The organism is Gimesia aquarii, assembly GCF_007748175.1.
GTDB lineage: Bacteria > Planctomycetota > Planctomycetia > Planctomycetales > Planctomycetaceae > Gimesia > Gimesia aquarii_A.
The window spans coordinates 2,835,058-2,858,725 of sequence record NZ_CP037422.1; the positions used below are offsets into that span (position 1 = coordinate 2,835,058).

At 46.1% G+C, this 23,668-nt stretch carries 19 protein-coding genes and 1 pseudogene; 5 read left to right on the forward strand and 15 right to left on the reverse strand.

From position 1 onward, the window contains the following. Positions 1 to 20 precede the first annotated feature (20 nt). Positions 21 to 3,923: a chromosome segregation protein SMC gene (gene smc, locus V202x_RS11160; RefSeq protein ID WP_145174374.1), complete on the reverse strand. Its 3,903-nt coding sequence runs from the start codon at positions 3,921 to 3,923 to the stop codon at positions 21 to 23. A gap of 99 nt (positions 3,924 to 4,022) precedes the next feature. Beyond that, positions 4,023 to 6,035 carry a flagellar basal body P-ring protein FlgI gene (locus V202x_RS11165; RefSeq protein WP_145174377.1) on the reverse strand — a complete coding sequence of 671 codons (2,013 nt, stop codon included), beginning with the start codon at positions 6,033 to 6,035 and terminating at the stop codon, positions 4,023 to 4,025. 462 nt (positions 6,036 to 6,497) lie between these two features. On the opposite strand from V202x_RS11165, the gene pyrF reads away from it, so the two are divergent. The 3 genes from pyrF to V202x_RS11180 are packed head-to-tail and all read left to right on the forward strand — an operon-like array spanning position 6,498 to position 9,118. After that, a complete protein-coding gene (pyrF, locus tag V202x_RS11170) occupies positions 6,498 to 7,439 on the forward strand; it encodes an orotidine-5'-phosphate decarboxylase (protein ID WP_145174380.1) in 942 nt (313 codons plus the stop codon). Beyond that, a complete protein-coding gene (locus V202x_RS11175) occupies positions 7,436 to 8,071 on the forward strand; it encodes a DNA-3-methyladenine glycosylase family protein (RefSeq protein WP_145174383.1) in 636 nt (211 codons plus the stop codon). Before pyrF ends, V202x_RS11175 begins: the two co-directional genes overlap by 4 nt. Positions 8,072 to 8,116: 45 nt before the next feature. Then, positions 8,117 to 9,118, forward strand: a complete 1,002-nt coding sequence (locus V202x_RS11180) for a YhdH/YhfP family quinone oxidoreductase (protein ID WP_145174386.1) — start codon at positions 8,117 to 8,119, stop codon at positions 9,116 to 9,118. A 64-nt stretch (positions 9,119 to 9,182) separates the two neighbouring features. Here the strand turns inward: V202x_RS11180 and V202x_RS11185 are convergent, their stop codons facing one another. After that, the gene (locus V202x_RS11185; RefSeq protein WP_145174389.1) at positions 9,183 to 9,980 is read right to left on the reverse strand and encodes an HpcH/HpaI aldolase family protein; all 798 of its coding nucleotides are present in this window, start codon (positions 9,978 to 9,980) and stop codon (positions 9,183 to 9,185) included. Positions 9,981 to 10,043: 63 nt separating this feature from the next. Next, positions 10,044 to 10,391: a cupin domain-containing protein gene (locus V202x_RS11190; protein WP_145174392.1), complete on the reverse strand. Its 348-nt coding sequence runs from the start codon at positions 10,389 to 10,391 to the stop codon at positions 10,044 to 10,046. A gap of 168 nt (positions 10,392 to 10,559) precedes the next feature. Here V202x_RS11190 and V202x_RS11195 point away from each other — a divergent pair, with 168 nt between their 5' ends. Next, entirely contained in the window at positions 10,560 to 11,660 is a 1,101-nt protein-coding gene (locus tag V202x_RS11195) for a mandelate racemase/muconate lactonizing enzyme family protein (protein WP_145174395.1), read from the forward strand. 43 nt (positions 11,661 to 11,703) lie between these two features. Here the strand turns inward: V202x_RS11195 and V202x_RS11200 are convergent, their stop codons facing one another. The 11 genes and pseudogenes from V202x_RS11200 to V202x_RS11250 all read right to left on the reverse strand — a co-directional run bounded on the left by V202x_RS11200 (position 11,704) and on the right by V202x_RS11250 (position 19,556). Continuing rightward, positions 11,704 to 12,405, reverse strand: coding sequence for an ion transporter (locus V202x_RS11200; protein ID WP_145174397.1), 702 nt, complete (start codon positions 12,403 to 12,405; stop codon positions 11,704 to 11,706). Positions 12,406 to 12,587: 182 nt separating this feature from the next. After that, entirely contained in the window at positions 12,588 to 13,475 is an 888-nt protein-coding gene (gene sigJ / locus V202x_RS11205) for an RNA polymerase sigma factor SigJ (RefSeq protein ID WP_197993337.1), read from the reverse strand. 71 nt (positions 13,476 to 13,546) lie between these two features. Further along, positions 13,547 to 14,059, reverse strand: coding sequence for a carboxymuconolactone decarboxylase family protein (locus V202x_RS11210; protein WP_145174403.1), 513 nt, complete (start codon positions 14,057 to 14,059; stop codon positions 13,547 to 13,549). 116 nt (positions 14,060 to 14,175) lie between these two features. Then, entirely contained in the window at positions 14,176 to 14,661 is a 486-nt protein-coding gene (locus V202x_RS11215; RefSeq protein ID WP_145174406.1) for a hypothetical protein, read from the reverse strand. Between the two features lie 79 nt (positions 14,662 to 14,740). Beyond that, a complete protein-coding gene (locus V202x_RS11220; protein ID WP_232098946.1) occupies positions 14,741 to 15,133 on the reverse strand; it encodes a hypothetical protein in 393 nt (130 codons plus the stop codon). Between the two features lie 4 nt (positions 15,134 to 15,137). Next, a pseudogene (locus V202x_RS28120) lies at positions 15,138 to 15,209 on the reverse strand (hypothetical protein); the annotation flags it as partial. Between the two features lie 56 nt (positions 15,210 to 15,265). Continuing rightward, a complete protein-coding gene (locus tag V202x_RS11230; protein WP_145174412.1) occupies positions 15,266 to 16,093 on the reverse strand; it encodes a hypothetical protein in 828 nt (275 codons plus the stop codon). Between the two features lie 320 nt (positions 16,094 to 16,413). Continuing rightward, positions 16,414 to 16,794, reverse strand: a complete 381-nt coding sequence (locus V202x_RS11235; RefSeq protein WP_145174415.1) for a hypothetical protein — start codon at positions 16,792 to 16,794, stop codon at positions 16,414 to 16,416. 63 nt (positions 16,795 to 16,857) lie between these two features. Continuing rightward, on the reverse strand, positions 16,858 to 17,883 hold the full coding sequence (locus V202x_RS11240; RefSeq protein ID WP_145174418.1) for a DUF2332 domain-containing protein: 1,026 nt from the start codon (positions 17,881 to 17,883) through the stop codon (positions 16,858 to 16,860). A gap of 41 nt (positions 17,884 to 17,924) precedes the next feature. Next, the gene (locus V202x_RS11245) at positions 17,925 to 18,905 is read right to left on the reverse strand and encodes an alpha/beta hydrolase (RefSeq protein ID WP_197993339.1); all 981 of its coding nucleotides are present in this window, start codon (positions 18,903 to 18,905) and stop codon (positions 17,925 to 17,927) included. Positions 18,906 to 18,986: 81 nt separating this feature from the next. After that, the gene (locus tag V202x_RS11250) at positions 18,987 to 19,556 is read right to left on the reverse strand and encodes a M50 family metallopeptidase (protein ID WP_145174423.1); all 570 of its coding nucleotides are present in this window, start codon (positions 19,554 to 19,556) and stop codon (positions 18,987 to 18,989) included. A gap of 219 nt (positions 19,557 to 19,775) precedes the next feature. Here V202x_RS11250 and V202x_RS11255 point away from each other — a divergent pair, with 219 nt between their 5' ends. After that, positions 19,776 to 23,639: a PVC-type heme-binding CxxCH protein gene (locus V202x_RS11255; protein WP_145174426.1), complete on the forward strand. Its 3,864-nt coding sequence runs from the start codon at positions 19,776 to 19,778 to the stop codon at positions 23,637 to 23,639. Positions 23,640 to 23,668 lie beyond the last annotated feature (29 nt).

A 23,668-nucleotide genomic window follows, 5' to 3' on the forward strand; every position in this document is an offset into this window, starting at 1 on the left:
GGCTTTCAGATTTACGTTCCTCAAGCCGCCTCTGAATCACTATCAGACGAATTTGACTGCTTGAAGTTTCCATCTTCAGTGATGTCGTCAAATCGTACTGACATCCGCTTGGAAACTCCCGATTGCTCCATTGTAACTCCATAGAGAACATTTCCAACAGTCATAGACCGCTTATTATGCGTGATCATAATGAACTGCGTTGTTTCTTTGAAGTCGTCAATCAGCCCGGCATAACGCTCGACATTCGCTTCATCCAAAGCAGCGTCCACTTCGTCCAAAATACAGAATGGACTGGGACGACTACGGAAAATCGACATTAAAAGCGCGACTGCCGTTAATGTTTTTTCACCACCACTCAGCAATGTCAACCCTCGTAACTCTTTTCCCGGAGGGCGAGCTACGATTTCAATTCCACACTCCAGAATATCTTCCGGATCTTCCAGAATGATATCGGCTTCGCCTCCTCCAAACAGCTTGCGAAAGATTTCTTGAAAATGGACACGAATTACTTCAAAAGTATCTACGAATAAACGCCTGCTTTCCGCATTGATTCGACGAATAATTTCTTCTAAAGAAGACTTTGCTTCGTCCAAATCATCCAGCTGTGACTTCATGTAGTCAAAACGGCATTCCAGTTCATCCAGATCTTTAAGGCTATCTGAGTTAATACTACCCATCATTTTTATTTTGCGTCGGAGACGATTAACCTGCGTTTCGATTTCCGGTCGAATTTCGAGATAGAGATCGATATTAAAACCGAGTTGAATAGATTCTCTCTCCTGTTCAACGAGTTCAATCTCGACCTGTTCATTGATTTCATCAGCACTCGACTGTTGCTCGACCTCACTTTGCAAAGCAAGAGGTTCAGACTGATTGTCAAGTTCGGGTATAGAATCACTCTGCTTTGTATTTTTCTCGGTTTCCTCTTCCAGGTATTGCTTTAGAACTGACTCTCCCGAAGTAACGATCTCTTCTAATGAGAGTTGATATTCTTCTTCGATTCGGTCACTTAGAGAACTGATTTGATGTTCGATATCTCGGGTCTTGATTTCTTCTTCGTGTTTCTTTTCACTCAGTTCACGCCGCTCTTTGCGAACTGTTGCTTCTTCAGAACTTAACTGCTTTTTGAGTTGTCGTTTTTGCTCACGTAGTGAGATGAGATTACTCGCCTGCTCTTGTAATACATCCTGTAATAAAAACTGTTCATCCAAATTAGCACGAGTATTTAAAATATGCAGTTTAATTTGTGAGTTTTTTTCCAGTGATAATTCATAACGACGATTGGATTCTTCCTGTTGTTGTTGTCGTTGTTCAAACTCCAACCTTAAACGACCAAAACGTTGCTCCAACCCGGTTAACCGTTCTTCATGCGTTGCTAATTCCAACTGTCTTGAATTTTGCTGTTCTTTGAGCTCCTGAACTTCGCACTGCTTATTTAGTAAAAGGGATTCATCCTGCTGAATCAATGAGTTCAAATTTTCCAGTTTTTCTTCTGTCGTTTGCTTCTCAAATAACACTGCTTCTGATTCGGAATGTAACTTCAGAGTGTGGCTTTTCAGGTCTTCCAGATCATTTCGAACAGTCATTAACTCCTCGTTTAACTGCGCCAGATTATGTGTGGCTGCTGCTTTCGCCGCCTTTTCCGTAGAGAGCGTTTCTGACGCTTCTTGCATTTTTTCTTGCCAGGAACTTCGTTCTGAATCAACGGTCGACAGTAACTCATCTAATTTTTTGAGAGCAGACTCATTATCGCTTAGCGTCCGATCAATTCGAATCAAATCGTTTTTCAGTTTTCGCAATTCGCTCCTACGAGTGAATAGCGCCGACTCGCTACGTACTGCGCCAACAAAAACAGATTGATTTTCTTCGATCAATTCACCTTGAAGTGTGACAAACCGGCAATTGTGCCCTTCAGTTCGTGACAGATTTACCGCTGTTTCTAATGAGTCAACAATCCACGTATCAGCCAACAGTATCTGGGCAAGTAATTTGTTTTCTTCTGTGAGATTAACTAACTGATCGGCACGATAAATCACACCACGATGTGATGATAAATCTGAAATGAACTGATTTGGTTCCGTATGAAAAGACTCGGTATTTGTGGCATTTCCTTCTATAGAAAACCCATTCACAGCTGACATTGGCTGATCATTCTCATTTTTTAGAGAAGGCTGGGTAATAAACCCAACCCGGCCAGAAATAGAATATTTCCCTTCTTTCAAAAACTGGTAGAGTGGCTCAAACTCTTTGATCACTAATAATTGAGACCGAATTCCCAAGGCAACTTCCAAGAGAGCCGCTTGTTCCAAATCTACATCCAAAAGATCAGCAACGCTGCCAAGAATCGTGTTCCACGGCGAATGGTTTGAAGTCTGTGCACGATTCAAAATTTCCTTGACACCGATACTGATTCCCTCTTGCCGACGTTCAAGGTCTTCTAAGACACTCCTGCGTGCCTGATACGCACTACGCTTTTCACGAAGATCTGAGAGTTGTTGTGTTTTTTGATCTTGCTCGCTTAAGAAAGACTGTTGTTTTTCATCTACTTCTGACAGGCATTGTGCAAACTCAGCGACTTTTTCTCCAGCAATTCGAAATTGAACCTCGCATTGCTCAACCTCAGATTGTGCTTCCTGAATTTTGGCTTCCAGTTGCAAGCGTTTCTCATTTGACTTCAGGCTTGAAGTATTGAATGTCTCCAGTTGTGTCTTTACAGAAAAGAGTTTGTTATCCAAAGCCAGAGACTGCTTGGTCAGCTCATGAACAAGCTGTTGTTTTTGTTGAACTTGTTCATTGGCCGCATCCAATTCTTCGGTCACAGCTATGATTTTTGCATGAATTTCTTCCAGATTCTGACGTTGAAGCTGAAACTCAGATTCAGACTTGTTTTTTTCATTCGTAACGGCTTCCAGATCATTTTGAATCTCCGATGTTCTTTTCGCCATCAGGATTCTCTGTTTACGTAACCGAATTATTTCGGCTTCAAATTCCTGTTTACGTTCGAGTTGGTGTTCTATCGATGTTTGATTTCCTGCAATCCCTTCTCGATGTGAAGCAAGTTTTTTCTCAACCGTTCTTACTTGATCTTCAATTTCTGCAATCTCTAAATCTATCGCAGACAGTTTGTCTTCGTACGTTTGATATTCGACGTTCAGTTCATCGAGACGTTTTTGATTCTCATCGATTCTTTCCTGAATGGAAGATTGCTTTGTAGTCAGGTGTCGCCAGTCATCTGCTGCCATCCCCATCCATAACTTGCGAAGCTCGGTGGAAGCTTCGCGGTATTTCGCTGCTTTTGAAGCCTGGCTTCGAGTTGAGTTCAGCTGTGCTTCTACCTCATCGACAATATCTGTGAGCCTGAGTATATTCTGGCCAACTCGTTCCAACTTTCGTTCAGCGTCAATCTTTCTCGATTTATAGCGACTGATGCCGGCAGCTTCTTCAAATACAACACGGCGCGTTGCCGCGTTTGCTTGTAAAATCTGATCAACACGCCCCTGTTCAATAATACTGTAAGCAGACGTCGCCGCACCGGTCCCCATGAATAAATCACGGATATCTTTGAGTCGTACCGGATTTCGATTAAGCAGATATTCTGAATCGCCGTTTTTCCATAACCTGCGGCCGATATGCACTTCCTGCGCATCAATATCCAGAAAACCATCTTGGTTGTGAAAGGTCAAAGTGGCTTCCGCATAGGCATTCGCCTTACGACCTTTTGAACCATTAAAGATGACATCGGTCATGTCCTTGCCGCGCAGGCTTTTGGGACTCTGGTCTCCCAGAACCCACTTAATACCATCTACAACATTGCTCTTACCACTCCCGTTAGGACCAACAACGCAAGTGATGCCATCCGAAAATTCAAATATGGTCCGGTCGGCAAAACTCTTAAAGCCGAACAGTTCCAATGACTTCAGCATCACTTAACCTTACACGTAAAAACAGACGATGGGTGCCTGACTTCGAATCGACAAACAGGAATCAAAAGTAACAGATCTTGAATTGAGTTCTCAAAGAGATTATTTGTTGAAATACCGAAACCAGTCTTTAAATGCACTCTGTTTGATGAATTTTCCGTCATCGTCTGAAGACTTGGACTTTCGTGAATCAGACAAAGTCACTTCTCCTATTTCTGAAGAGTCAGAAGATGATTTCGAGCTTGTCTTTTTCCGAGGGGCTCCAGAATGAAATATGTTGGGAACCATATTCTCGTTACCTACGCGGGCGCTCTTTTTCTTTTTAGATTTTGAAGATTTCATTTCACCTGACTTCAAAGCCATGAGAGCATTTTCTTCAACGGGACGATAATAGAGGCGACCACCTTCCGGTAAAGCATCAATTTCGACTTGCCCTTCGATATTCCCCTGTTGATGCGCCTGTAAGATCATTTGAGCAATATCGGGATAACTAGCTCCCATTTCTACTGCTGTACGAATCACAACGGCAATGTTTTTAGATACTTTCTTCCGTTGGTCTTTCTCACCAACAGCGTACTTACTAACAATCAATTGATCGACACCAGGAGCACCTGTAATTAACACGTCACCCGCTCGTACAGCGATAGGAACTCGAAACTCCTGTTGAGAACCAAAGAGTACGACTTCGGGATGTTTTCGATGAGTGATATGAACCATGGGACCACCATTCTTCGGAGCCCCCTCTTTTTGATTTGGATCGTCTTGAGACGGCGTCTCTAATTCCGTTTGTAAAACATGCAACATGAATTGCCCATTCATGTCTTCTCCGCGAATGAATGGATCATTTTTATCCAGTGTCCAGAGCGCGCGAAATGCGCCATAACGGGTTTCTGCGCTGGTCATACTCATCAATTCACGTAAATAAATGTGTGCCTCTGGTTCATCAATAGCAGACATTGCTGCTAACGCATACACACGAAACGCAGGTTCCTCTCTGGCAGCCTCTGCCAGATCTTTAAGGCCTGATCCATCATCCAGGTAGGCCAAGGCGACAGCCGCATGAAAACGAACTTCTAACAAGGGGCTTTTTAACGCAGCTTTGAGAATGGGAATCGATTTTTTACCAATCGCTTCCAATTGAATCGCGGCTCTTTCCGACAGCTCCGGAATTTTGATTTCTTCTGTGAGCCTTTGCATCCGCACCCGTTGTGCTACGTCCGTTTCCCGAAATGCAATTTTTCGTACGACTTGCAAATATCGTGAATCATTGTGCTTGTAACGAGGTTTCAGTTTCAGCACCACTTTTTTATCAGTCTTCGCTTCGGCCAGAGGTTCCTCAATTCCGTATCGATCAAAGTGGTGAAAACGTCCTCCAATTCGATCGGCAATACGCATGGCATTTCGAATACTCTTGAAGTCATTACGCAGGTATAAAGCCAGATTTCGGTCTTCTGTGACCGATACTCCCCCTGCGAGGATGCGACCACGGCGCAAGATCCCAGCGACCGCTTTTTTACGGTCTTCATTTGAGATCGGAGGAATTAAAATAGAACCCCGCGCCTTGGCAAGAATGTGACCTTTCAAAAGACCACGGCCTTGAATCATCGCCTGTTCTGCCAGATAGGATTCCATTAACCAGCCCCCTTCCAGACTGGTTGCTTCACTATTTCCAGGCAGATAAACTTCGACATCAAACTTTTCTCCTTTTCGAATCAAAGGAGGTAAATATGCTTTCACGATAACGAGTGCCGTCGAAGGACTTCGCAAGATGTGGTTTGGATTTTTCACATTCCGACGACGCATTTCTCTAAGTAATGCTTCACGATGAACCGAAGGAGGAGGATTACCGCCTGTCCCTTTCAATCCAGTGACCAGACCAACCCCTTCCAGGGCAATCAGGTTTTTACCGGTAATTTGTGTGTAATCTCCGATGAAGGGAGTCTCCACTTTGGTCTCAACAAAGTCTTCTATCTCAGAGGTTTCCTCATCAGGGCTCTGCGAGCGCAGGCTGGCAGGATGCAGCCAGTCTGATGGACTCAAATTGAGTTTTTGACAACCGGAAATCCCGGCTGCTACCACGAGTACGATTACGAACAAGTTGACAGAGCTTTTCACAGCACTACCCCGTTAGTGAGAGAAATAGTCATTTTCGAATGGCAGCTTTTCTACTGAAATCTTCTTCGGACAGCATTCGATCATCAAACGGCCAGGAATTAATGTAAAACCTGCCCTTTTCAGTTGAACGACTGAAAATAAATTGAGTGATCAAACATTGCCAGAACTGACAAAGCAGAAAACCTGAAGAGAAATTGAGATATGAGTTGAGAGAGATAATTGTGGAGCGGGAGCTTAGTTCATGGTAAAGATCTGGTCAATACCATTTTTGTCCCGATGATTCTCACTCCCACATATGAAAAAAACTTTTCGATTTTATACGGAAAATGGAAAACCCTCTCATCGAACCCAATTCAAAAACCGGTTTCATTCCATTGTGAGCTGATTCGTGTATGATTGAACGCAGAAATCACGTTCAAGCTACTCCGACACTTAAATCGAAATCCTGAAAGCAGTTAGCAAATGCACCACTTTTCCGATCGATTAAATGCAGCCATCCAGAATAAAAAAACACCGGCACTCGTCGGTCTTGACCCCCGCTTTGACTGGCTTCCCGCCGAAATTGTCCGTTCTGCAGAATCCCGACATACTACGAAAGCAGAAATCGTGGCTGGCGCGTTTGAAGAATTCTGTTTCCGCATCATCGATGTTGTCGCGCCTGTGGTTCCCGCAGTGAAACCACAGGCGGCATTCTTCGAGGAATGGGGCCCCGCGGGTTGTGCGGCCCTGCAACGAATTATCAAGAAAGCGCGCAGTGCAGGATTAGTCGTCATTTGTGACGCCAAACGAGGCGACATCGGCTCAACCGCGGAAGCGTATGCCCGAGGTTATCTCGCTGGAGAGAACCCAGAGAGCGCCATCTGGGCTGCCGACTGTCTGACCGTCAATCCTTATCTCGGCAGTGACACATTAGAACCGTTTGTGAATGTCGCCACCGAACGCGGGGCCGGAATCTATGTGCTGGTCCGTACCAGTAATCCTGGTGCAGGAACGTTTCAGGATCGAAAAACGGATGGAACAAACCTTTATGAATGTGTCGCGGGGGTCGTCGAAGAACTCGCCTTGAAGACAAAGGGAGCAGGTAATTATGGTGCCATCGGTGCCGTCGTCGGTGCGACTTATCCTGAAGAATTAAGCCAGCTCCGCGCTCTCATGCCACACACACCTCTTTTGGTTCCCGGTTATGGAAGTCAGGGCGCAGGAGCCGGTGATGTGGCGGGGGCCTTTGACGAGGGAGGGCTTGGAGCGATTATTAACAGTTCCCGTGGTATTAACTTCGCGATCCGTAAATCTCCCTACTCAGAAAAATTCTCACCAACAGAATGGGAGCAGGCAGTTGAAGCAGCCACTCATGATATGATTTCGGATTTAGCCACACACACTCCCGCTGGTAATTTAGAATGAACGATCACGTAGCGACTTTCAAAAAAGCCTCAACGCACTTGAAAAAAGCAGACCCGCGTCTGAAGACGGTGATTGAGTCGATCGGCCCCTGCTCGCTCAAACCGTATCGCTATCGTTTTGCATTACTGCTGCGCTCGATTGTCTCGCAACAAATTTCGACATCGGCAGCCCGCACCATCTATAAACGTCTGCAGGCACTCTCAGGAAAAGGGCAACCGACGGCAGAAAAAATCATTCGCCTTTCTCATGAGGAATTACGATCAGTCGGTTTGTCCAACCAGAAAGCCACCTACGTGCATCATCTCGCAGAAATGGTATTGGAAAACAATGTGCGTCTGCACAAAATGCATCTCATGTCTGATGCGGAAGTCACTGAGGAATTGATTCAAGTCAAAGGAATCGGTAACTGGACCGCACAGATGTTTTTGATGTTTGGTCTCTGTCGCCCTGATATCTTCCCGCACGATGATCTGGGAATCCAAAATGGCATTCAGATGATTTATGACCTCAAGGCACGTCCCGACAAGCAAACCTGTATTGAAATTGCCGAACGCTGGCAACCTTACCGTACGGTCGCCAGTTGGTACTGTTGGCGCTGTCTGGAAATGGAAACTCCCGACGGTCCCTGGTAACATCACATTTAATCATAAACCATTGCATTCACGATCGAACGTACCATGCAAAAATCCTTTCGCTGCTATCAAGTTAAAAAAAACGATCAACAGGACATCACATCCTGTGTCGAATCAGTCTCCAGTGACAGCCTACCCTCCGGTAGCGTAACGATTCGCGTCGTCTATTCCTCAATCAATTATAAAGACGCACTGGCGGCTACCGGACATCCGGGAGTCGTCAGAAAATTTCCTCATGTCCCCGGAATTGATGCAGCTGGCATCGTGGAGCAATCGGACTCTGATCAGTTTGCAGTCGGTCAGCCTGTTGTTGTGACTAGCTATGAACTCGGCGTAGACCGCTGGGGAGGCTGGTCTGAATTCATATGCGTTCAACCCGAATGGATTGTCCCTCTGCCTGAAGAACTCATGCTCAAAGAATCGATGATTCTAGGTACGGCTGGTCTGACCGCAGCCATGTGCGTCAGCAGCATCCTGCAGCATGAAATCAGCGTTGATTCGGGTAACGTCCTCGTCACTGGAGCATCGGGAGGCGTCGGTTCCTTCGCGATTTCCTTACTGAATCGACTCGGCTATCAGGTAACAGCCGTCTCAGGCAAAGCATCGATGCATGATCGTCTGATTGAGCTTGGTGCGAAACAGGTCATTGATCGCGGTGCCATCGACATAGGTTCCAGTAAACCACTACTCAAAACCCAATGGCCGGCTGCCATTGATACAGTCGGTGGTTCCCTCTTGAGCCATCTCATCCGTTCGATAGAACATCAAGGTTGTGTCGCCACTTGCGGAAATGCTGGTGGCACGGAACTTGACCTAACCGTGTTCCCGTTCATCCTGCGGGGTGTGACACTCGACGGCATTGACTCTTCCTGGTACCCCATCGCAAAACGAACCGCACTCTGGCAGAAACTCGCAACCGACTGGAAACTGCCTGACCTCGAATCGCGCGCCAAAATGATTACACTCGATCAAATTCAAGAAACCGTTGCCAGTCTGCTTGAAGGTAGCCACCAGGAACGAACGATCATTCAAATCGGCGATGAGTAGTCGACATGAAAAAAGGCCACTCAATTCTGAATGTCCTCATTCATTAATACAGTCTCTATGATGCTTAATACCGAGCCAGATCGGCGGTTTCTGCTTTTAAGTTCAAGCCGCTGACAATCCGTTGAGCCTCATTCACCATGAATTTGACTTCACTACCGCAGGCGATAAAGCGCCAACCTTCTTCAATCCGCTGTTCGACCGCTTCGATGGTCTGCACATGTAAGCCAACCGGTGTACCCGTTTTCTTACCTGTAGCCAGGATTTTCTGTAATTGCTCTTCCAGTTCATCCGGTGAAGGATTCACGCCCGTCTTTTTGCTCATCTGAAAAGTCAGATCATTGGGACCAACAAAAATTGCGTCAACGCCAGGCAAACTGTAAATCGCTTCGGCGTTTTCCACTCCTTCTGGCGATTCCGTTTGTAGAATCACCAGAATTTCATCGTTGGCGTGTTTATAATAATCGCCGGCAGTCGCGTTGAAATTCATCGCGTGTAATACGCCACCGACAGAGCGATTCCCTTCAGGCGGATACTTCACTGCATCGATGACAGTCTTTGCTTGTTCAACAGTGTTAATCATGGGTGCAATGATTCCGTGAGCACCAGCGTCCAGAGCCCGTTTAATCAATTCATATTTTCCTAAGGGAACTCGTGCTAAAGGCACACAGCCTGCATCCGCAATGGCACCGAATAATAATCCTGCCTGTGACCAGTCAATGGGAGAATGTTCCATATCAACCGTGAGCCAGGGAAATCCTACGCGTGCCATCAAACGGGTCATCATCACATCCCCTGATGAGAGCCATGTTCCCACCTGAGGTTTTCCTTCACTTAACGACGCCTTGACCGGATTCTTTTTCATCAGTCTGAACTTCTTTCCTGAAATCTATTTTAAAATGGTAAATTGCTGAAATCGCTTTACGATTTATCTATTCTCGGCAGGCTCATAGTGGATTGCAAGCCAAACGGTTTCCTGATCTGCAGCCGTTGCTTCGACTCGGTGCCGACAATGCGCGGGAATGTTCACTGCATCACCGGGAACCAGCGTCCGGCCTGATTCAGATTCTCCTTCAAATCGTAATACCGCAGAGCCCGACAGTAAAACCACCCATTCTGCCTGTTCCTGATCATACCACTCCCCTGCAGGAGTCGCCTGTCCTGTCGACACGATCTTTTCGACACGAAATGAGGAACCACGAAACAGTTCCTCAAACACTTCCGTTGTGGGTGGTGTCTTAAGTGGAGCAAACAGATTGATAATCTCAGGAACCATCGTTACTTCTCCTGTCTAGTATCGGGCAACTTCTACTTTACGTTAGCATTCTCATAACAACAAGCCTGTCCTCAATCTCCGGAATTATGCACCTGCTTGCCGCTCAAGTTAACAACTGGTAGCATAAATAGTCTCTGCGACTGATCCCACCTTTGAACGGAGAGTTCTATGAAAATCACAGCCGTTGATACCTTCCTGGTTGATGTACCACTGCTCAAACCAGTCTCTCCCTATCAATCACGCTATATTTCATCTTCGACTACTGGCGCCCTGTTGATTCGGATTGAAACCGACGCAGGTATCACAGGCTGGGGAGAAACACCACAACGGCTCTCGTTTCAAAATGCAACTTCCTTTACAGGAGAGGAAGCCAACTATTTCAGACCCATTCTCCTTGGTAAAGACCCGACTGACATCTCTGCACTTTACGCAGACTGGGAAATGGAAGAACCATATCTGCAGAGTCTGGTTGAGATGGCCTGCTGGGATATTCTTGGTAAACAGAGTGGGCAACCTTTGCATCGTCTACTGGGAGGCCTGTATCGAGAGGAAGTCGAAGTGACCTGCTGCATGGGTATCCGCGGTCCAGAAGAGGCAGCTACCATTTCCAAACACTATGTGGACCTGGGATTCTCGACGCTCAAAACCAAAGCGGGTCGCTCTCCGGAAGAAGATCTGGCAATGGTCCGCGCTATTCGGGAATCCGTGGGAGACAAACTGAATCTCCGCATCGATCCCAACATGGGCTACACACCAGAAGTTGCCCTGCAACTGGCACGTGTTCTGGAACCGTACGAATTGCAATACTTCGAACAGCCGATGCATAAAGATCTGTTGCAAGAATCGGCCGACATCAGACAACAGACTAAAACCCCACTCGCGCTCAACGAATCGGTCACCACAATGGAACATGTGCGCAAGATTCTGGAATTGAACGCAGCCGATTACCTGTTGCCCGACACCTATCAGTGTGGCGGCATCTGGGCCGTAAAACTTGTTGGTGAAGTGGCCGCCTCGGCCAAAGTACCTTGTATCTTCCACTGCTCCCACGATCTGGGCTTGCGCACCGCCACCATGCTGCACATGGCGGCTTCATCACCCAATTTCCCCCTGGCCAACGACTGCACCTATTACAGCCTTGAAAACGATATCATCACACAGCGTTTTGAGATCAACGCGGGACGGATCAAAGTGCCTACAAAACCAGGCCTGGGCGTTGACATTGATGAATCGATGTTGAAGCGGTATCTGGTAAAATGCTCAGTTTAATCGATCCCCAGTGTCTCTCGTTTGATTCGCTTCCCCACTAGGATTATTCTTCCATTTCTCTGGCCTTTGAAAGTGCTGACGCAACTAAACCAGCGGGAATTGAAACGATTCCTAAGCCAACAATGAGAATGAAAAAAGTAAATATCTTACCACCAGTGGTAATAGGATAGATATCGCCATAACCGACAGTCGTTAATGTGGCAACGGCCCACCATAAGCTATGGAAAACTGAGCTGAAGGCGTCGGGTTGTGCAGGATATTCAAAATGATAAATTCCAACGCCTGCCAAATAGAGAATAATCATTGCTGAAAAGAGAAATAGCGCAAGCTCTTCTTTTGCGATAATGAAAGCACGATGAAACCTTCTAGCAGCGGCACTGTATCGCGCTAATTTAAAAATTCGAATCAGACGAAGAAGTCGAAACGACCTAAGTGACCGTAAATCAAGACCTGTAGTGAGATAAAAGGGTAGGATAGCTAATAAATCAACTACACCAAAAAATGAGAAAATGAAAGCTGGTTTATTTGTAGCAACCATAACTCTGGCAATATATTCAAACGTAAAGATGATTACGATGAAGATCTCCATGCCTCGTAACAATTCTTTAGATTCCGGTGATAAATCTGGAAGTGTTTCTATGGAAAAACAAACGAGTGACAAAATAATCAGGGCTTGTATGAAGAGGGCAAAGGTCTTACCTGATTTTGTGTCAGAATCTTCAACGATTTGTTTAATTTTTTGCATTGAATATCCTCTTTTATTGCTTACCCATTTTTGGCCTTACTTATTCTGCAGAATAACACTCAGTTTGATATTTTGCAAAACTACATAAAGCCAGTGGAATCGAGGATATGAGGACTCATTCATCACTGCAGGACAACACAGTGTTGAAACTTTTTTAAAGCTGCTCAGTCATTGAACTCGTCTTAATAAGGTCCAAACAAACGCAGCTTGTCCGGATTGCGCAGGGCGTGGATGCTTTTGATTACGCCCTTATCCAGTTCAAAATTGAACGCGGTGATTGGCCGGCCTGCCTGCCGTACGATCATGCCGGGCGCACCGTTGAACCAGGTTGTGCTGATCGTCATCTCGCTTGCTTTCTTTGAAAGCCAGTCGGGTCTGACAACTTTCAAGAAGAATTTGGCAATCACTTCTGATCCATGCAACACTTTACGGGATGCAGCGGCTTTACCTCCTCCGTCTGAATGGAATGTCGCATCATCCTTTAATAGAGCGACAAGCTCAGTCATGTCGCCCTTCTTGACAGCGTCAGAAAATGTGGTCAGCATCTGAACGTACTGTGCTTTGTCTTGTGTTGGCTCTAAAGTGTCTCGGCCAATTTTCGCGCGGGCGCGACTGGCCAGCTTGCGACAGGAACTTTCCGTCCGTTCGAGGATGTCTCCGATTTCATCAAAACGGTATTGAAACAGATCGTGTAGAATGAAGCTGGCTCTCTCCGCGGGAGAAAGTTGCTCCAAAAGGACCAACAGCGCCATCGAGATCGATTCATCCATTTCCAGTTCACTCGCGGGTGTTTGCTCGTCGGTAATAAATGGCTCGGGCAGCCAGGGGCCAATATAAGACATGCGTTTGACTTTGGCACTTTTGAGATAATCGAGTGACAACCGCGTTGCGACTTTCATGAGCCATGCTCGAACTGAAACGATGGAACTCTGATCGGCGTGCATCCACTTCAAGAACGTTTCCTGTACAATATCTTCCGCCTCGGTACGAGAACCGGTAATCCGGTACGCCAGACCGACCAATTCTGAACGATGGAATTCAAATATATCCAAGCCTGATGCTGATTTCACTGACAACCATTCTCTTCAAATATCATTGTGGGATGACAGCTTAGAATGCTGCCTGTTCGTATAATTCCCTCTCAGACTTTGATCTCAATCAGATTGCAACTTTTGGCATAACCCAAGGCACGTTTAATGGTGGGAAACACTTTCGCTGATGCAATACACAGCCCCAATTCCAACAGTGCTGCTTTATCAAAACGAGCTTGAATGCGATCTTCTAACGCTTGCTCAACGGAGGTTGCGCTGGCAACGTTTACAGAGAAATCATACAAATCGCGCGCGTCATCTGGCAACCCACTACCACCTTCCAGCACAGACTCGATTAGCTGCCGGGAGACCTCATTTTCCAGAGCCATACGCACACAGAGTTGTAAACATGCGCCACAATCTTCAACCTGCATGGCAGCCAATTTGGCAATCCAGTACGTTTCAGGGTTCAAGTTCTCTCGATGACTTGCCAGAGGCATAAAATCGGCAAATTTCGCATACGCCAGAGGGGAGTGTTCTAAAAGTTCCCGCATATAGGTTGTGTCGTACTGATAATGTGCTTCAAATTCGGCAAGTTCATTTAAATAATCACGTTCACTCAAGTGTCTTATCCTTTCATGTTAATGAGGTGTTCGAGGATATGACGATTGAGTGCTTTCGAATGTGACGCGTTCCAGGAAAATTTCTGAAATGATTCAATTTGAATAAAAACGACCGGTCATTTACTGTTTGGTTCTTTATCAACTTGTAGAGGAAACATACTAATTCGCTGCGTATCGTCTTCAAAAATTATTATTTCCTTGCCTTGATAAATCACTTCTTTCGTCGTCACCACTTGATTGGGCTGGTCGTGTGGAAAGCTTCTTTCAAAACGGTAATGGTCACCCTTTTCGTCCGTACTTAGATATTCCCAATTCAATTTAGAAACGGCACCATCTTGCCCGGATGTCATACCATATTTCACATTAACATTAGGCGAATTTTGCTGAGGTGTAAATGTGCTAGTGCTTCCGCTTCCACTTTTGTGATTATTCATTGATACAATGACTGGTTTATACTTCGGTGGTAAGCTGACGGGATCAGAATTCGTTTTTTCCGTTTGGGACGCCGTTTTCGCTGTCTTGTTTGTTGGTTTGGGCTTGGTCGAAGTTTCACAACCAAAAACAAAAATTAGTAAAATGAATGTCAGTACTTGGTATTGCATTGAACGTATCCTTTTCATTGGTAAATTTCTTGAAACGCCGATGCCAGATTCGAAAACGAAAATTCAAAACCTTCTTCTTTTAAACGACTTTTAAACGACGCGAGATGCAATAGCGACCGTAAAGCGCGAGTTCCGGATCCGTGCGCAAAACTAATGGCGCGCCGACCCGCACCATCCAATTGGCAGCCGGCAAGCCGATGGGCATGCGAACTGCGCGTCTTAGTTCGCGCATGAATTCGGCATTTGAAACCGGTTCGGGAGCGGTTACCAGATAGGATCCCTGCATAGTATCATCGGTGATCGCTCGGGTAAATAGCCGATTCATATCCTGCACGTGAATCCAACTCATTCCCTGCCGTCCACTTCCCACTGTTCCACCCAATCCCCAGCGGGCCAGTTTTGCCAGTCGCTGTAAGGCACCACCACCGAGAATCTGCAGCAGGACGCCGACGTGACAACAAGACGACTTCACTGCCTGACTCACTCAACTGGTGTGCGAGGTTCAAACCGAGAAACCCCGTTCCCCCGGCGATCACAATAGGGCTCATGATGTTCTCTCACTGTTTTTTGATAAAAAAGTAGCCTTAGATGAGCTCAGTAAATGTCAATAAGGTGCCATCTTAGTCTCAAACTGGTAGTCATTAAAATCATGCAGCATTTTCGCTTCACTGAGCTTGTTCGAATTCACAATTTTAATCTGATACAAACACCCCTGTTCTACATAAGCAATTGTATTATCGACCCATTCCGCCCACTCCCAATCCGGTTTCGCGATGATCGCTCCGTCCGCACTCGTCAGAATATGTTCGTCCCAGTAGCAGCCTTTGCCTACAGGTGTGTTCGTTCCCGAATGGCATACTTTGATCAGCTTCCAATCCTCAGAAAGTTCCTTTTCAAACAGCGTACCCTCATACTTCGTTTCTGCCACTGTGGTACTCCGCATGGTCCAACCATCACGTTCCAGACGGGGATAATACACAGAAAGACATTCACTACCATAATAGCGTAAATTAACATCGGGAGTTCCCTGCTTGAATTCACCCGACGTATGCAGAGTTTGATGTCCCCCATTCAGCCAGTAGGTATGGTCATCGATAAATAACCCGCCACCGTGATAAGTATTGCCTTTTCCCATCAAATCAACGGCCTTGAGCCAGGGTGTCTTAGCAATGGCAGTCCAGGAGCCTTTCGTTTCGGAATTCCATTTTCCGTTCATGGCAAAATAGATCCAGTGTTTTCCTGAAGGCGCAATATCTGAACGCCTTTCATATATGCGACCTTTCAGCCACTGACCCACATGGAACGTATTCTGCTTTCGGTCCCAACCAATGATACAAGTCTTTTTGGCCGGTCCTCGTCGAATCACAACCGCATCAGAACTGTTTCTGGCAATCAGAATATGAACTCGGGCTGGAAATGTTTCTGTTTGCATGTCAATTCAACCTGTTTTGAATGGTGACAGTGCCAATCATTGAGCCAAGCGAAACCTTCTAGGAAACATATTAGATCAGAGGTAGTCAACCTCGTCTCGAGCGTAAAAGTATCTGGAATTTCATGTTACAGAATATGACACGACAACGCATGCGAGGTTCAATCCAAGAAAGCCCGTTACCCCAGTGATCACGATACGGTTCATGATGTTCTATCCTGGTTTTCTTCGTTCTGAGTTAATCTTGTGTATTTTGAACTTATTTTTATTCGGCTTTTGCTGTGAGCAATTAGTACAAGCTTTTCCTATCGCAATACAACTTATCAAACATAGAGTGCCCAAATCAGATATAAACCGACGGCAATAAAACCGATTCCACTGAGAGGCAAAATCTTCATACTGAATTGGTTGGACTTCAGAATTGTACCTGGAACCATAATTAACAGACATCCTTTGAGCAAAAACGCCATGCCGATCAATGAAACGGCGATCTCCAAGTGAGTCTTCCAAAGGAAGTGATTCAAAATAACGGCCATACCGATAAAAAAATGAACCATGCCTGACAAGTTAATGGATATCGGATGTTCTGATTCAGCGTCATTCAACATCCGTAAATAGAATTCTTTCGACAAGAAAAAACCAATCCCTGTCACAAGCAGATACAATGCCATCATTTTGGCAATGAATGATGTCATTTCATTCATATAAAAAACTCCTTTAGCTGAAATTAACGAATCATCACCACGATGAAATTGGATTGTATGATTCTACAACCACTCAATCCAGCGGGCATGGCCATCCGTTTTCGCAAGGGGCAGATCAAGCAACTGACTATCGCGATACGCTGTCAGATGCAGGTGAGGTCGTGCAATATTATTAAACAGGTGGACTATATCGCGCTGTTTACCAAGTCGTTCGATGGAATTCAAAAAGGCCTCCTGCTCCGTTTTTGAAATTTGATTTGCGACATGAGTGTGATAGACGCATAATAGAGATTCGGTGGGAATTTCTTCTGCAATCTCGTCGAGCATGGCAAATCCGTCTCCCGTCCTTAGATCGAGATCAGGCTGCATCTCGCCACGTTTTTTCAAAGCAGCATCCATGAGATCTCTTCTCTCATGATGTTCGGGCCACACAAGTGCACGCAGCCAGGCGACTTCGTCGGGATGTGATAAATCAATGAAGTTTAAATCTACGCCAATGCGGTGGGAAATCTCTGGCAGTGGCTCAGAGAGAACGGAAGGCTTGTTTCCGCGAAATGCAGAACGGATGAAAACGGGAGACGAGGTGTCCCCATATGTGCTGGAACCATCATAGGAATACTGGTATTGATCCCAGAAAAGGTTCAATCCCGCGCTGGTCCCGATTTCGACCAAAGCCAGAGGTTGAGGCTCGAATTGGCTGGCCGCAAATAAAAACGCCGGAAAAAGAAAAGCACATCGTCTCACTTCATTGGTTTGCACGAACCGTGATTGCAACAGGGAAACAATTTTCTGACGATGAGCGTGTACAAAGTCTTTGAATTCCGACCAGGCATCCGAAGAAGTTTCTACTTCAGTTGTGCAAGATGCATAAAACACAGCCAGCGGATGCGAAATACCGGAAACCAAAAGATAATGCACGGCTGCAAAAAACAAATTCGGAACTGGCTGTCCCTCCTGAGCTTGCCCGGCAATCTCCAGAACATCGTTGTCCTGTGCAATCGAACGCGACAAGCTGTAGTAGAGTGGGGAGGTTTCTTTGCACTCCCGCTCGGCAAAGTTTCGAAATTTCTCAGCAAGTCGGTGACTCATAATTTCCAAAATCGATGTAAGACGCTCGCAAGAAAAGCAAATCACCGCATACGATCATGCATGAATTCAAACGCCTGTTGATAGGCAGCGACAATCAGTTTTGGATCTCCGCCTGCCAGACCATGTTCGCCGTTCGGAATTGTGACCAGTTCGTGTTCGACACCGTGCTGCTTTAATTGTTCTGCCATTAACGTGGATTGTTTATAAGGAACATCAGTGTCTTTGGTGCCGTGTATCATGAGCGTTGGAGGATAATCTTTGGTTACATTCTTCAACGTCATATATGGATAGAATTTTTCGGGCTCGCGGTGGTGATCCCAACCGGCGACTTCTTTCGGCCAGATGCCGTGTTGCCTACAGTATTGATAAAAAGCACCACGATTTTTTTTGCTGTCCCGGGAATCTGCAATCGGTGGACCGCTGACCTGTTGATAGGCTTCTGTTTTTGTAAATTTGGTTTGATGACGACCATGGGGACTCGGCTTTCCAATCCAGTCGCCGATCAGATCGCCATAGCCCCAGAAAGGAACGAGTACGGTTGGTCGCGGCTTCGCACGATAGCCGGCAATCATGGTCAGGCAGCCACCTGCCGACCCGCCAGAAACTGCGACTTTGCTCGTATCAACATTGAACAACTCAGGGCCCTTTCGATGCAGCCAGGTGAACCCATCTTCCAGATCAGCGATAATTTCCGGCAGCTTAGTTTCAGGGGCCAGGCGATAATCAAACGAAACAACTGCATATCCGGCGTTCAACATATCTTTTAAGACACGACCACTCACACCACCTCGATGTCCAACGATGAGGGCACCGCCATGAAACCAGACCATCACAGGTCGGGTTTTATTATCATCGGCCCGATGTACGTCCGCCTTGATTTCCAAATCGCCTACCATCTTATAAGTAAATGTTTTGACTTTTGTTTTAGGCTGCCTGGCAGTAAGCATTGAAGGCAAACAGAAAGCTGACGCACCAGCGGCACAGACTCCCAACATCTCTCGGCGGTTCATATTTGACAGCATGTTTCGCATTCTCCTGATGAAAAGATCTAAGTCTGATTAAACAATATCAGAGAAGACCTCTTAGAAGCAAATATTATTGTATTATCGCGCGGAAAAGAGTTCCATTAGTACGATGAGAGAGATCAACAATACAAAAATCGTCCAGGCCGACTGGGCAGAAATACGTTCCGGTTTTTGAATCCATTCTTGAAAAGAGCCTAATTGATGCCACAAGAAAAAACCGGCAGAGATGGTCAATAAACCAAACAACCACATCACCCAGAGCGGTGTGCCAGAATGGAGCATCACCCCACAATCGCCAATTCCTTCCCATGAACCGCCGGCAATATATGCACCATTGGCAATCAAGCAGAAGCCTGCAAAAAATTGAAAGATCCCGAATTGAGACCAACCAAGTCCGCGCACAACGAAATGCAATGTTAAAGGAATCAAAACCCCTAGAAGTGGCCCCGCCCAGACTACAATTGCCGGACAAGGATTTTCAGTCAGATCAGTGCGAGAAATTGCTAATGGATGCAAAACCACTTGAGAAACTGAGCCGCCGGTTAAAATGGCACCGATCACGTGTCCCAATTCATGAATGCCCATCATCGCCAGCCAGGAAATCAACGCTAAAGAAAGGCAAAACAGGATCTGGTAAAATCGATTCATTGTTAGAGTTCTCACTAAAAGTCACCCTGCAAACGAAGCACATAAACTATTATATAACAAACACTTAAAAACAAAAAAATCGCAAGATATCGAATCCGTTTATATAGACTGCATAAAAGTCACTTTTGTCGGATGACAGGGCCTTAAGTGGGTTGTTATGATGAAGAACCAACCTTTTGTTAATTTCCTTTAGTTTTATCTACCAAGAAGTTTATCACAATGCTCAACAGAACTTTTCTGAAGCACACGCTCTCCCTGTTCGCATTCACCTGTGTCTGTGGACTTTCATTTCTATCGGTGACGGGCGAAGAAAAACAGCCTCCTTCGAAAGCTCAAACCCCCGCGGATCAACCTTTGATTGTATTTATGATTGGAGAGAAAGGGTACAAGACATCTGAAAGTTTACCCGCCTTTGCGAAAGCGCACTTACAGCCTCTGGGATTTCGTACCGAGTTTGTCTTTGCAGATAAAAAAGATTCGAATTCCTTCCCGGGGCTGGATGTCATTAAAGAAGCTGATTTACTGTTTCTGAGTGTCCGCCGGAAAACACTACCTACAGCTCAGATGAAATTAATTCGAGATTATCTTGCTGCAGGAAAGCCCCTGATGGCGTTACGAACGTCGAGCCATGGATTTGCGCTTAGTAAAGATGAACCAGCAAAAGGATATGTGGAATGGAAAGAATTTGATAAGGAGGTCCTGGGTGGTGAATATGCAGGTGACTTCAATAACAAAACTCCGACTGATGTGACGACGCAATTACGAGCAGAACAGAACCCCATCATGGCCACAGTTCGCAATAAGTACTTTCGCAGCAAAGGCTCGATGTATAAAAGCATTAACCTCAAGAGTTCAACGAAAGTGTTACTGCGTGGGCTCTCTCGCGTCGAAGGACAACCCGTACAGATGCCGGTTGCCTGGACGAACATGTATAAGAAATCACGTATTTTTTACACATCACTGGGCCATCCGGGTGATTTCAAAATCAATACCTTTACGCATACACTCATCAATGCCGTCTACTGGTGTTTGAAAAAAGAGCCTCCACAAGTCGATGTTGCCGGAAAAATCAGTCGAGATCGATTCAAAAAAGATCTGGCTGGCAATGAGCAAGTAGACAAAGTCATGAAATCATTTAAAGGCCGCGGCGAAGTTGGTGATGAATCTGATCCGACCCCACCCGAAGAAGCGGTGAAACTGTTTCAGGTTCACAAAGACTTTGTGATGGAAAGTATCGCGGCAGAACCGGAAGTGATGCAGCCACTCTATATGAGCTTCGACCATCGGGGGCGGATGTGGGTCGTGCAATATCTACAGTATCCGTTTCCTGCTGGATTGAAAGTGGTCAAGTATGACCAGTATTTACGCGCTGTCTTCGACAAAGTTCCTCCACCGCCCCCAAATCATTTCAAAGGGGCTGACAAAATTTCGGTACTGGAAGACACCAATGGGGATGGTACATTTGACAAAATTAAGGACGTGATTACCAGCTTGAATATTGTCTCTGCTGTCACAGTGGGCCGGGGTGGTATCTGGGTATTGAACCCTCCTTACCTTTTGTTTTATCCCGATGCAAACGGTGATGATATTCCCGATGGCGACCCGGAAGTTCATCTTTCAGGTTTTGGGTTGGAAGATACTCACTCTGTGGCTAACAGCCTGAAATGGGGACCGGATGGATGGCTCTATGGGGCCAACGGAAGTACGACTACAGGAACAGTCAGTTCTGAAGTGACCAAACGTGTGCACTTCAAAGGGCAGATGATCTGGCGCTACCACCCTGAAAGTAAAATCTTCGAAATTTTTGCGGAAGGGGGCGGCAACACATTTAGCGTCGAGATCGATTCCAAAGGGCGTGTCTTTTCTGGAACCAACAATGGTGGCACTCGTGGTATGCATTACGCTCAAGGTGGCTATGCCAAAAAGAACTGGGGGAAACATGGGCCACTGACAAATCCCTATGCCTTCGGTTTTTATGAGCATATGCGTCATAAAGGATATCAGGAGAGATTCAGCCAGACCTTTTCGATTTACGAAGGGGGCATATTTCCCGCTAAATACAACGGCGCCGTCTTTGCTGCCAACTCACTACATAATCGCGTGATGGCCAGCCAGTTGATTCCTGATACCTCTACTTACCGCACGGAAGACATGCCGCCTATCGTGTTAACACAAGATCGCTGGTTCCGTCCTGTCGACATCAAAGTGGGGCCTGATGGTTGTGTGTATCTGGCTGACTGGTATGACAGTCGTCTGACTCACGTCGACCCACGTGATAATTGGCACAAAACCAGTGGCCGTATTTATCGACTCAAACCAACGAATTTCCAACCAATCAAACCATTTGATCTTGCGAAACAAACAAACGCGGAACTCATCAAAACAATGGGGCATCCGAATAAATGGTTCCGTCAAAAAGCGGTTCAAGTGATTGGCGAACGCGGAGATCAGTCGATGATTCCCACACTGACAAAAATTGCGAAAAGTGAACAGGATGAACGCGCGCTGGAAGCGCTCTGGGCATTGAATTTACTTGGCGCCTTCAATGAACATCTCGCTCTGGAATTATTGGGACACCGTGATCAGCATGTCCGACGCTGGACCATCCGTCTGCTTGGTGATTCGCATCAGATCTCTCAAAGACTTACGAAAGCATTAGTTGAACAGGCCAAGATCGAACCATATGCCGAAGTACGCTCTCAACTGGCTTCTTCCGCTAAGCGTTTTCCTGCGGAAGCGGGCCTAGAGATTACCTATCAACTATTAAGACGAGAAGAAGACCAGGCCGACTTGCATATTCCGCTGCTTCTGTGGTGGGCAATCGAGAGTAAAGCCACTTCCGACCGAAGTGCCGTTCTTACCCTATTTTCTAAACCAGATTTCTGGCAGGTGAAAATGGTACAAGATTACATTCTGGAACGGATCATGCAACGCTATGCCATGGCCGGCGGTCCGGAAAATTATGACATGTGTGCTAAGCTGCTCAAGCTGGCCCCATCAGCCGGGCATAAACAAAAATTGATGGTAGGCATGCTAGAAGCATTCCGGGGGCAGAAAATTGATAATCTCCCAAAAGAACTTAGCAAGGGTCTGGCCGAGTATCAAAAGACATTGGGCGAATCGGATCTTGCACTGGCATTACGTCTGGGAGACAAAGCGGCCACAACTCGCGCTTTGAAAATCATCGCTGACAAAAATGCAGACCGCCCTACACGTTTAACTTATATGGAAATTTTTGGACAGCTAAAAACAAAACAGGCGATTGGCCCTTTGACGGCGATTCTCTCATCAAATGGGGCTGATACTCATTCTTTAAAACGGGTCGCGTTACAAGCATTGATGAATTTTGATAACCCCTCCATCGGCAAAAATATCCTGGCACGTTATCACAGTACGTTGCTCGATGAGCACGATGTTCGCAGCACTGCCCAGCGTGTGCTGGCGAGCCGCAAAGCCTGGAGTAAGCAATTTCTGAATGAAGTGAATTCCTGGCGAATCAAAGCCAATACTATTCCTCTTGATGTTGTCCAACAGATGGCATTACACGATGACCCGGAGATCAAAGCCAGTATCAAAAAACACTGGGGTAAAGTGCGTGGATCCACACCTGCTGAGAAAAAGCAAGAGATGTCGCGCGTCGCGAAATTGATCAAATCAAAAGAAGGCGATTTAGCATCTGGTAAGCTGCTGTTTAAAAAAACCTGTGCCGTCTGCCACACACTCTTTGGTGAAGGTGGTAAGGCAGGACCTAAGCTAACCGGTTATGAACGCGATAATGTGGACTTCATGCTTCTCGCAGTCGTTGACCCGAGTGCTGCCATTCGTGAAGAGTTCACTAACTTTCTGGTGGTGACTGACGATGGTCGTACAGTGACAGGGCTGATTGATGAACAGACCACGAAAACCCTCACGTTGAAAGATGTGAAAGGTCAGTCTGTCCTCATCAATAAAGATGAGATCGAACTCCTCAAAGCATTGGATCTCTCATTAATGCCCGATGGGTTAACCAAAAACCTCAGTGACAAAGAGGTTCAAGACCTGTTCGCTTACTTAATGAGTCGTACGCCCAATCGTGGGAAATAGATGGCAGGCTGGAACCCTCACCAGCCTGC

What these genes read in the sequence shown, in the direction of transcription:
- smc (WP_145174374.1), bottom strand. Translation starts at nt 3,923, where the DNA reads ATGCTGAAGTCATTGGAACTGTTCGGCTTTAAGAGTTTTGCCGACCGG.
- pyrF (WP_145174380.1), top strand. Translation starts at nt 6,498, where the DNA reads ATGCACCACTTTTCCGATCGATTAAATGCAGCCATCCAGAATAAAAAA.
- V202x_RS11175 (WP_145174383.1), top strand. Translation starts at nt 7,436, where the DNA reads ATGAACGATCACGTAGCGACTTTCAAAAAAGCCTCAACGCACTTGAAA.
- V202x_RS11180 (WP_145174386.1), top strand. Translation starts at nt 8,117, where the DNA reads ATGCAAAAATCCTTTCGCTGCTATCAAGTTAAAAAAAACGATCAACAG.
- V202x_RS11185 (WP_145174389.1), bottom strand. Translation starts at nt 9,980, where the DNA reads ATGAAAAAGAATCCGGTCAAGGCGTCGTTAAGTGAAGGAAAACCTCAG.
- V202x_RS11190 (WP_145174392.1), bottom strand. Translation starts at nt 10,391, where the DNA reads ATGGTTCCTGAGATTATCAATCTGTTTGCTCCACTTAAGACACCACCC.
- V202x_RS11195 (WP_145174395.1), top strand. Translation starts at nt 10,560, where the DNA reads ATGAAAATCACAGCCGTTGATACCTTCCTGGTTGATGTACCACTGCTC.
- V202x_RS11200 (WP_145174397.1), bottom strand. Translation starts at nt 12,405, where the DNA reads ATGCAAAAAATTAAACAAATCGTTGAAGATTCTGACACAAAATCAGGT.
- V202x_RS11215 (WP_145174406.1), bottom strand. Translation starts at nt 14,661, where the DNA reads ATGCAATACCAAGTACTGACATTCATTTTACTAATTTTTGTTTTTGGT.
- V202x_RS11230 (WP_145174412.1), bottom strand. Translation starts at nt 16,093, where the DNA reads ATGCAAACAGAAACATTTCCAGCCCGAGTTCATATTCTGATTGCCAGA.
- V202x_RS11235 (WP_145174415.1), bottom strand. Translation starts at nt 16,794, where the DNA reads ATGAATGAAATGACATCATTCATTGCCAAAATGATGGCATTGTATCTG.
- V202x_RS11240 (WP_145174418.1), bottom strand. Translation starts at nt 17,883, where the DNA reads ATGAGTCACCGACTTGCTGAGAAATTTCGAAACTTTGCCGAGCGGGAG.
- V202x_RS11245 (WP_197993339.1), bottom strand. Translation starts at nt 18,905, where the DNA reads ATGCTGTCAAATATGAACCGCCGAGAGATGTTGGGAGTCTGTGCCGCT.
- V202x_RS11250 (WP_145174423.1), bottom strand. Translation starts at nt 19,556, where the DNA reads ATGAATCGATTTTACCAGATCCTGTTTTGCCTTTCTTTAGCGTTGATT.
- V202x_RS11255 (WP_145174426.1), top strand. Translation starts at nt 19,776, where the DNA reads ATGCTCAACAGAACTTTTCTGAAGCACACGCTCTCCCTGTTCGCATTC.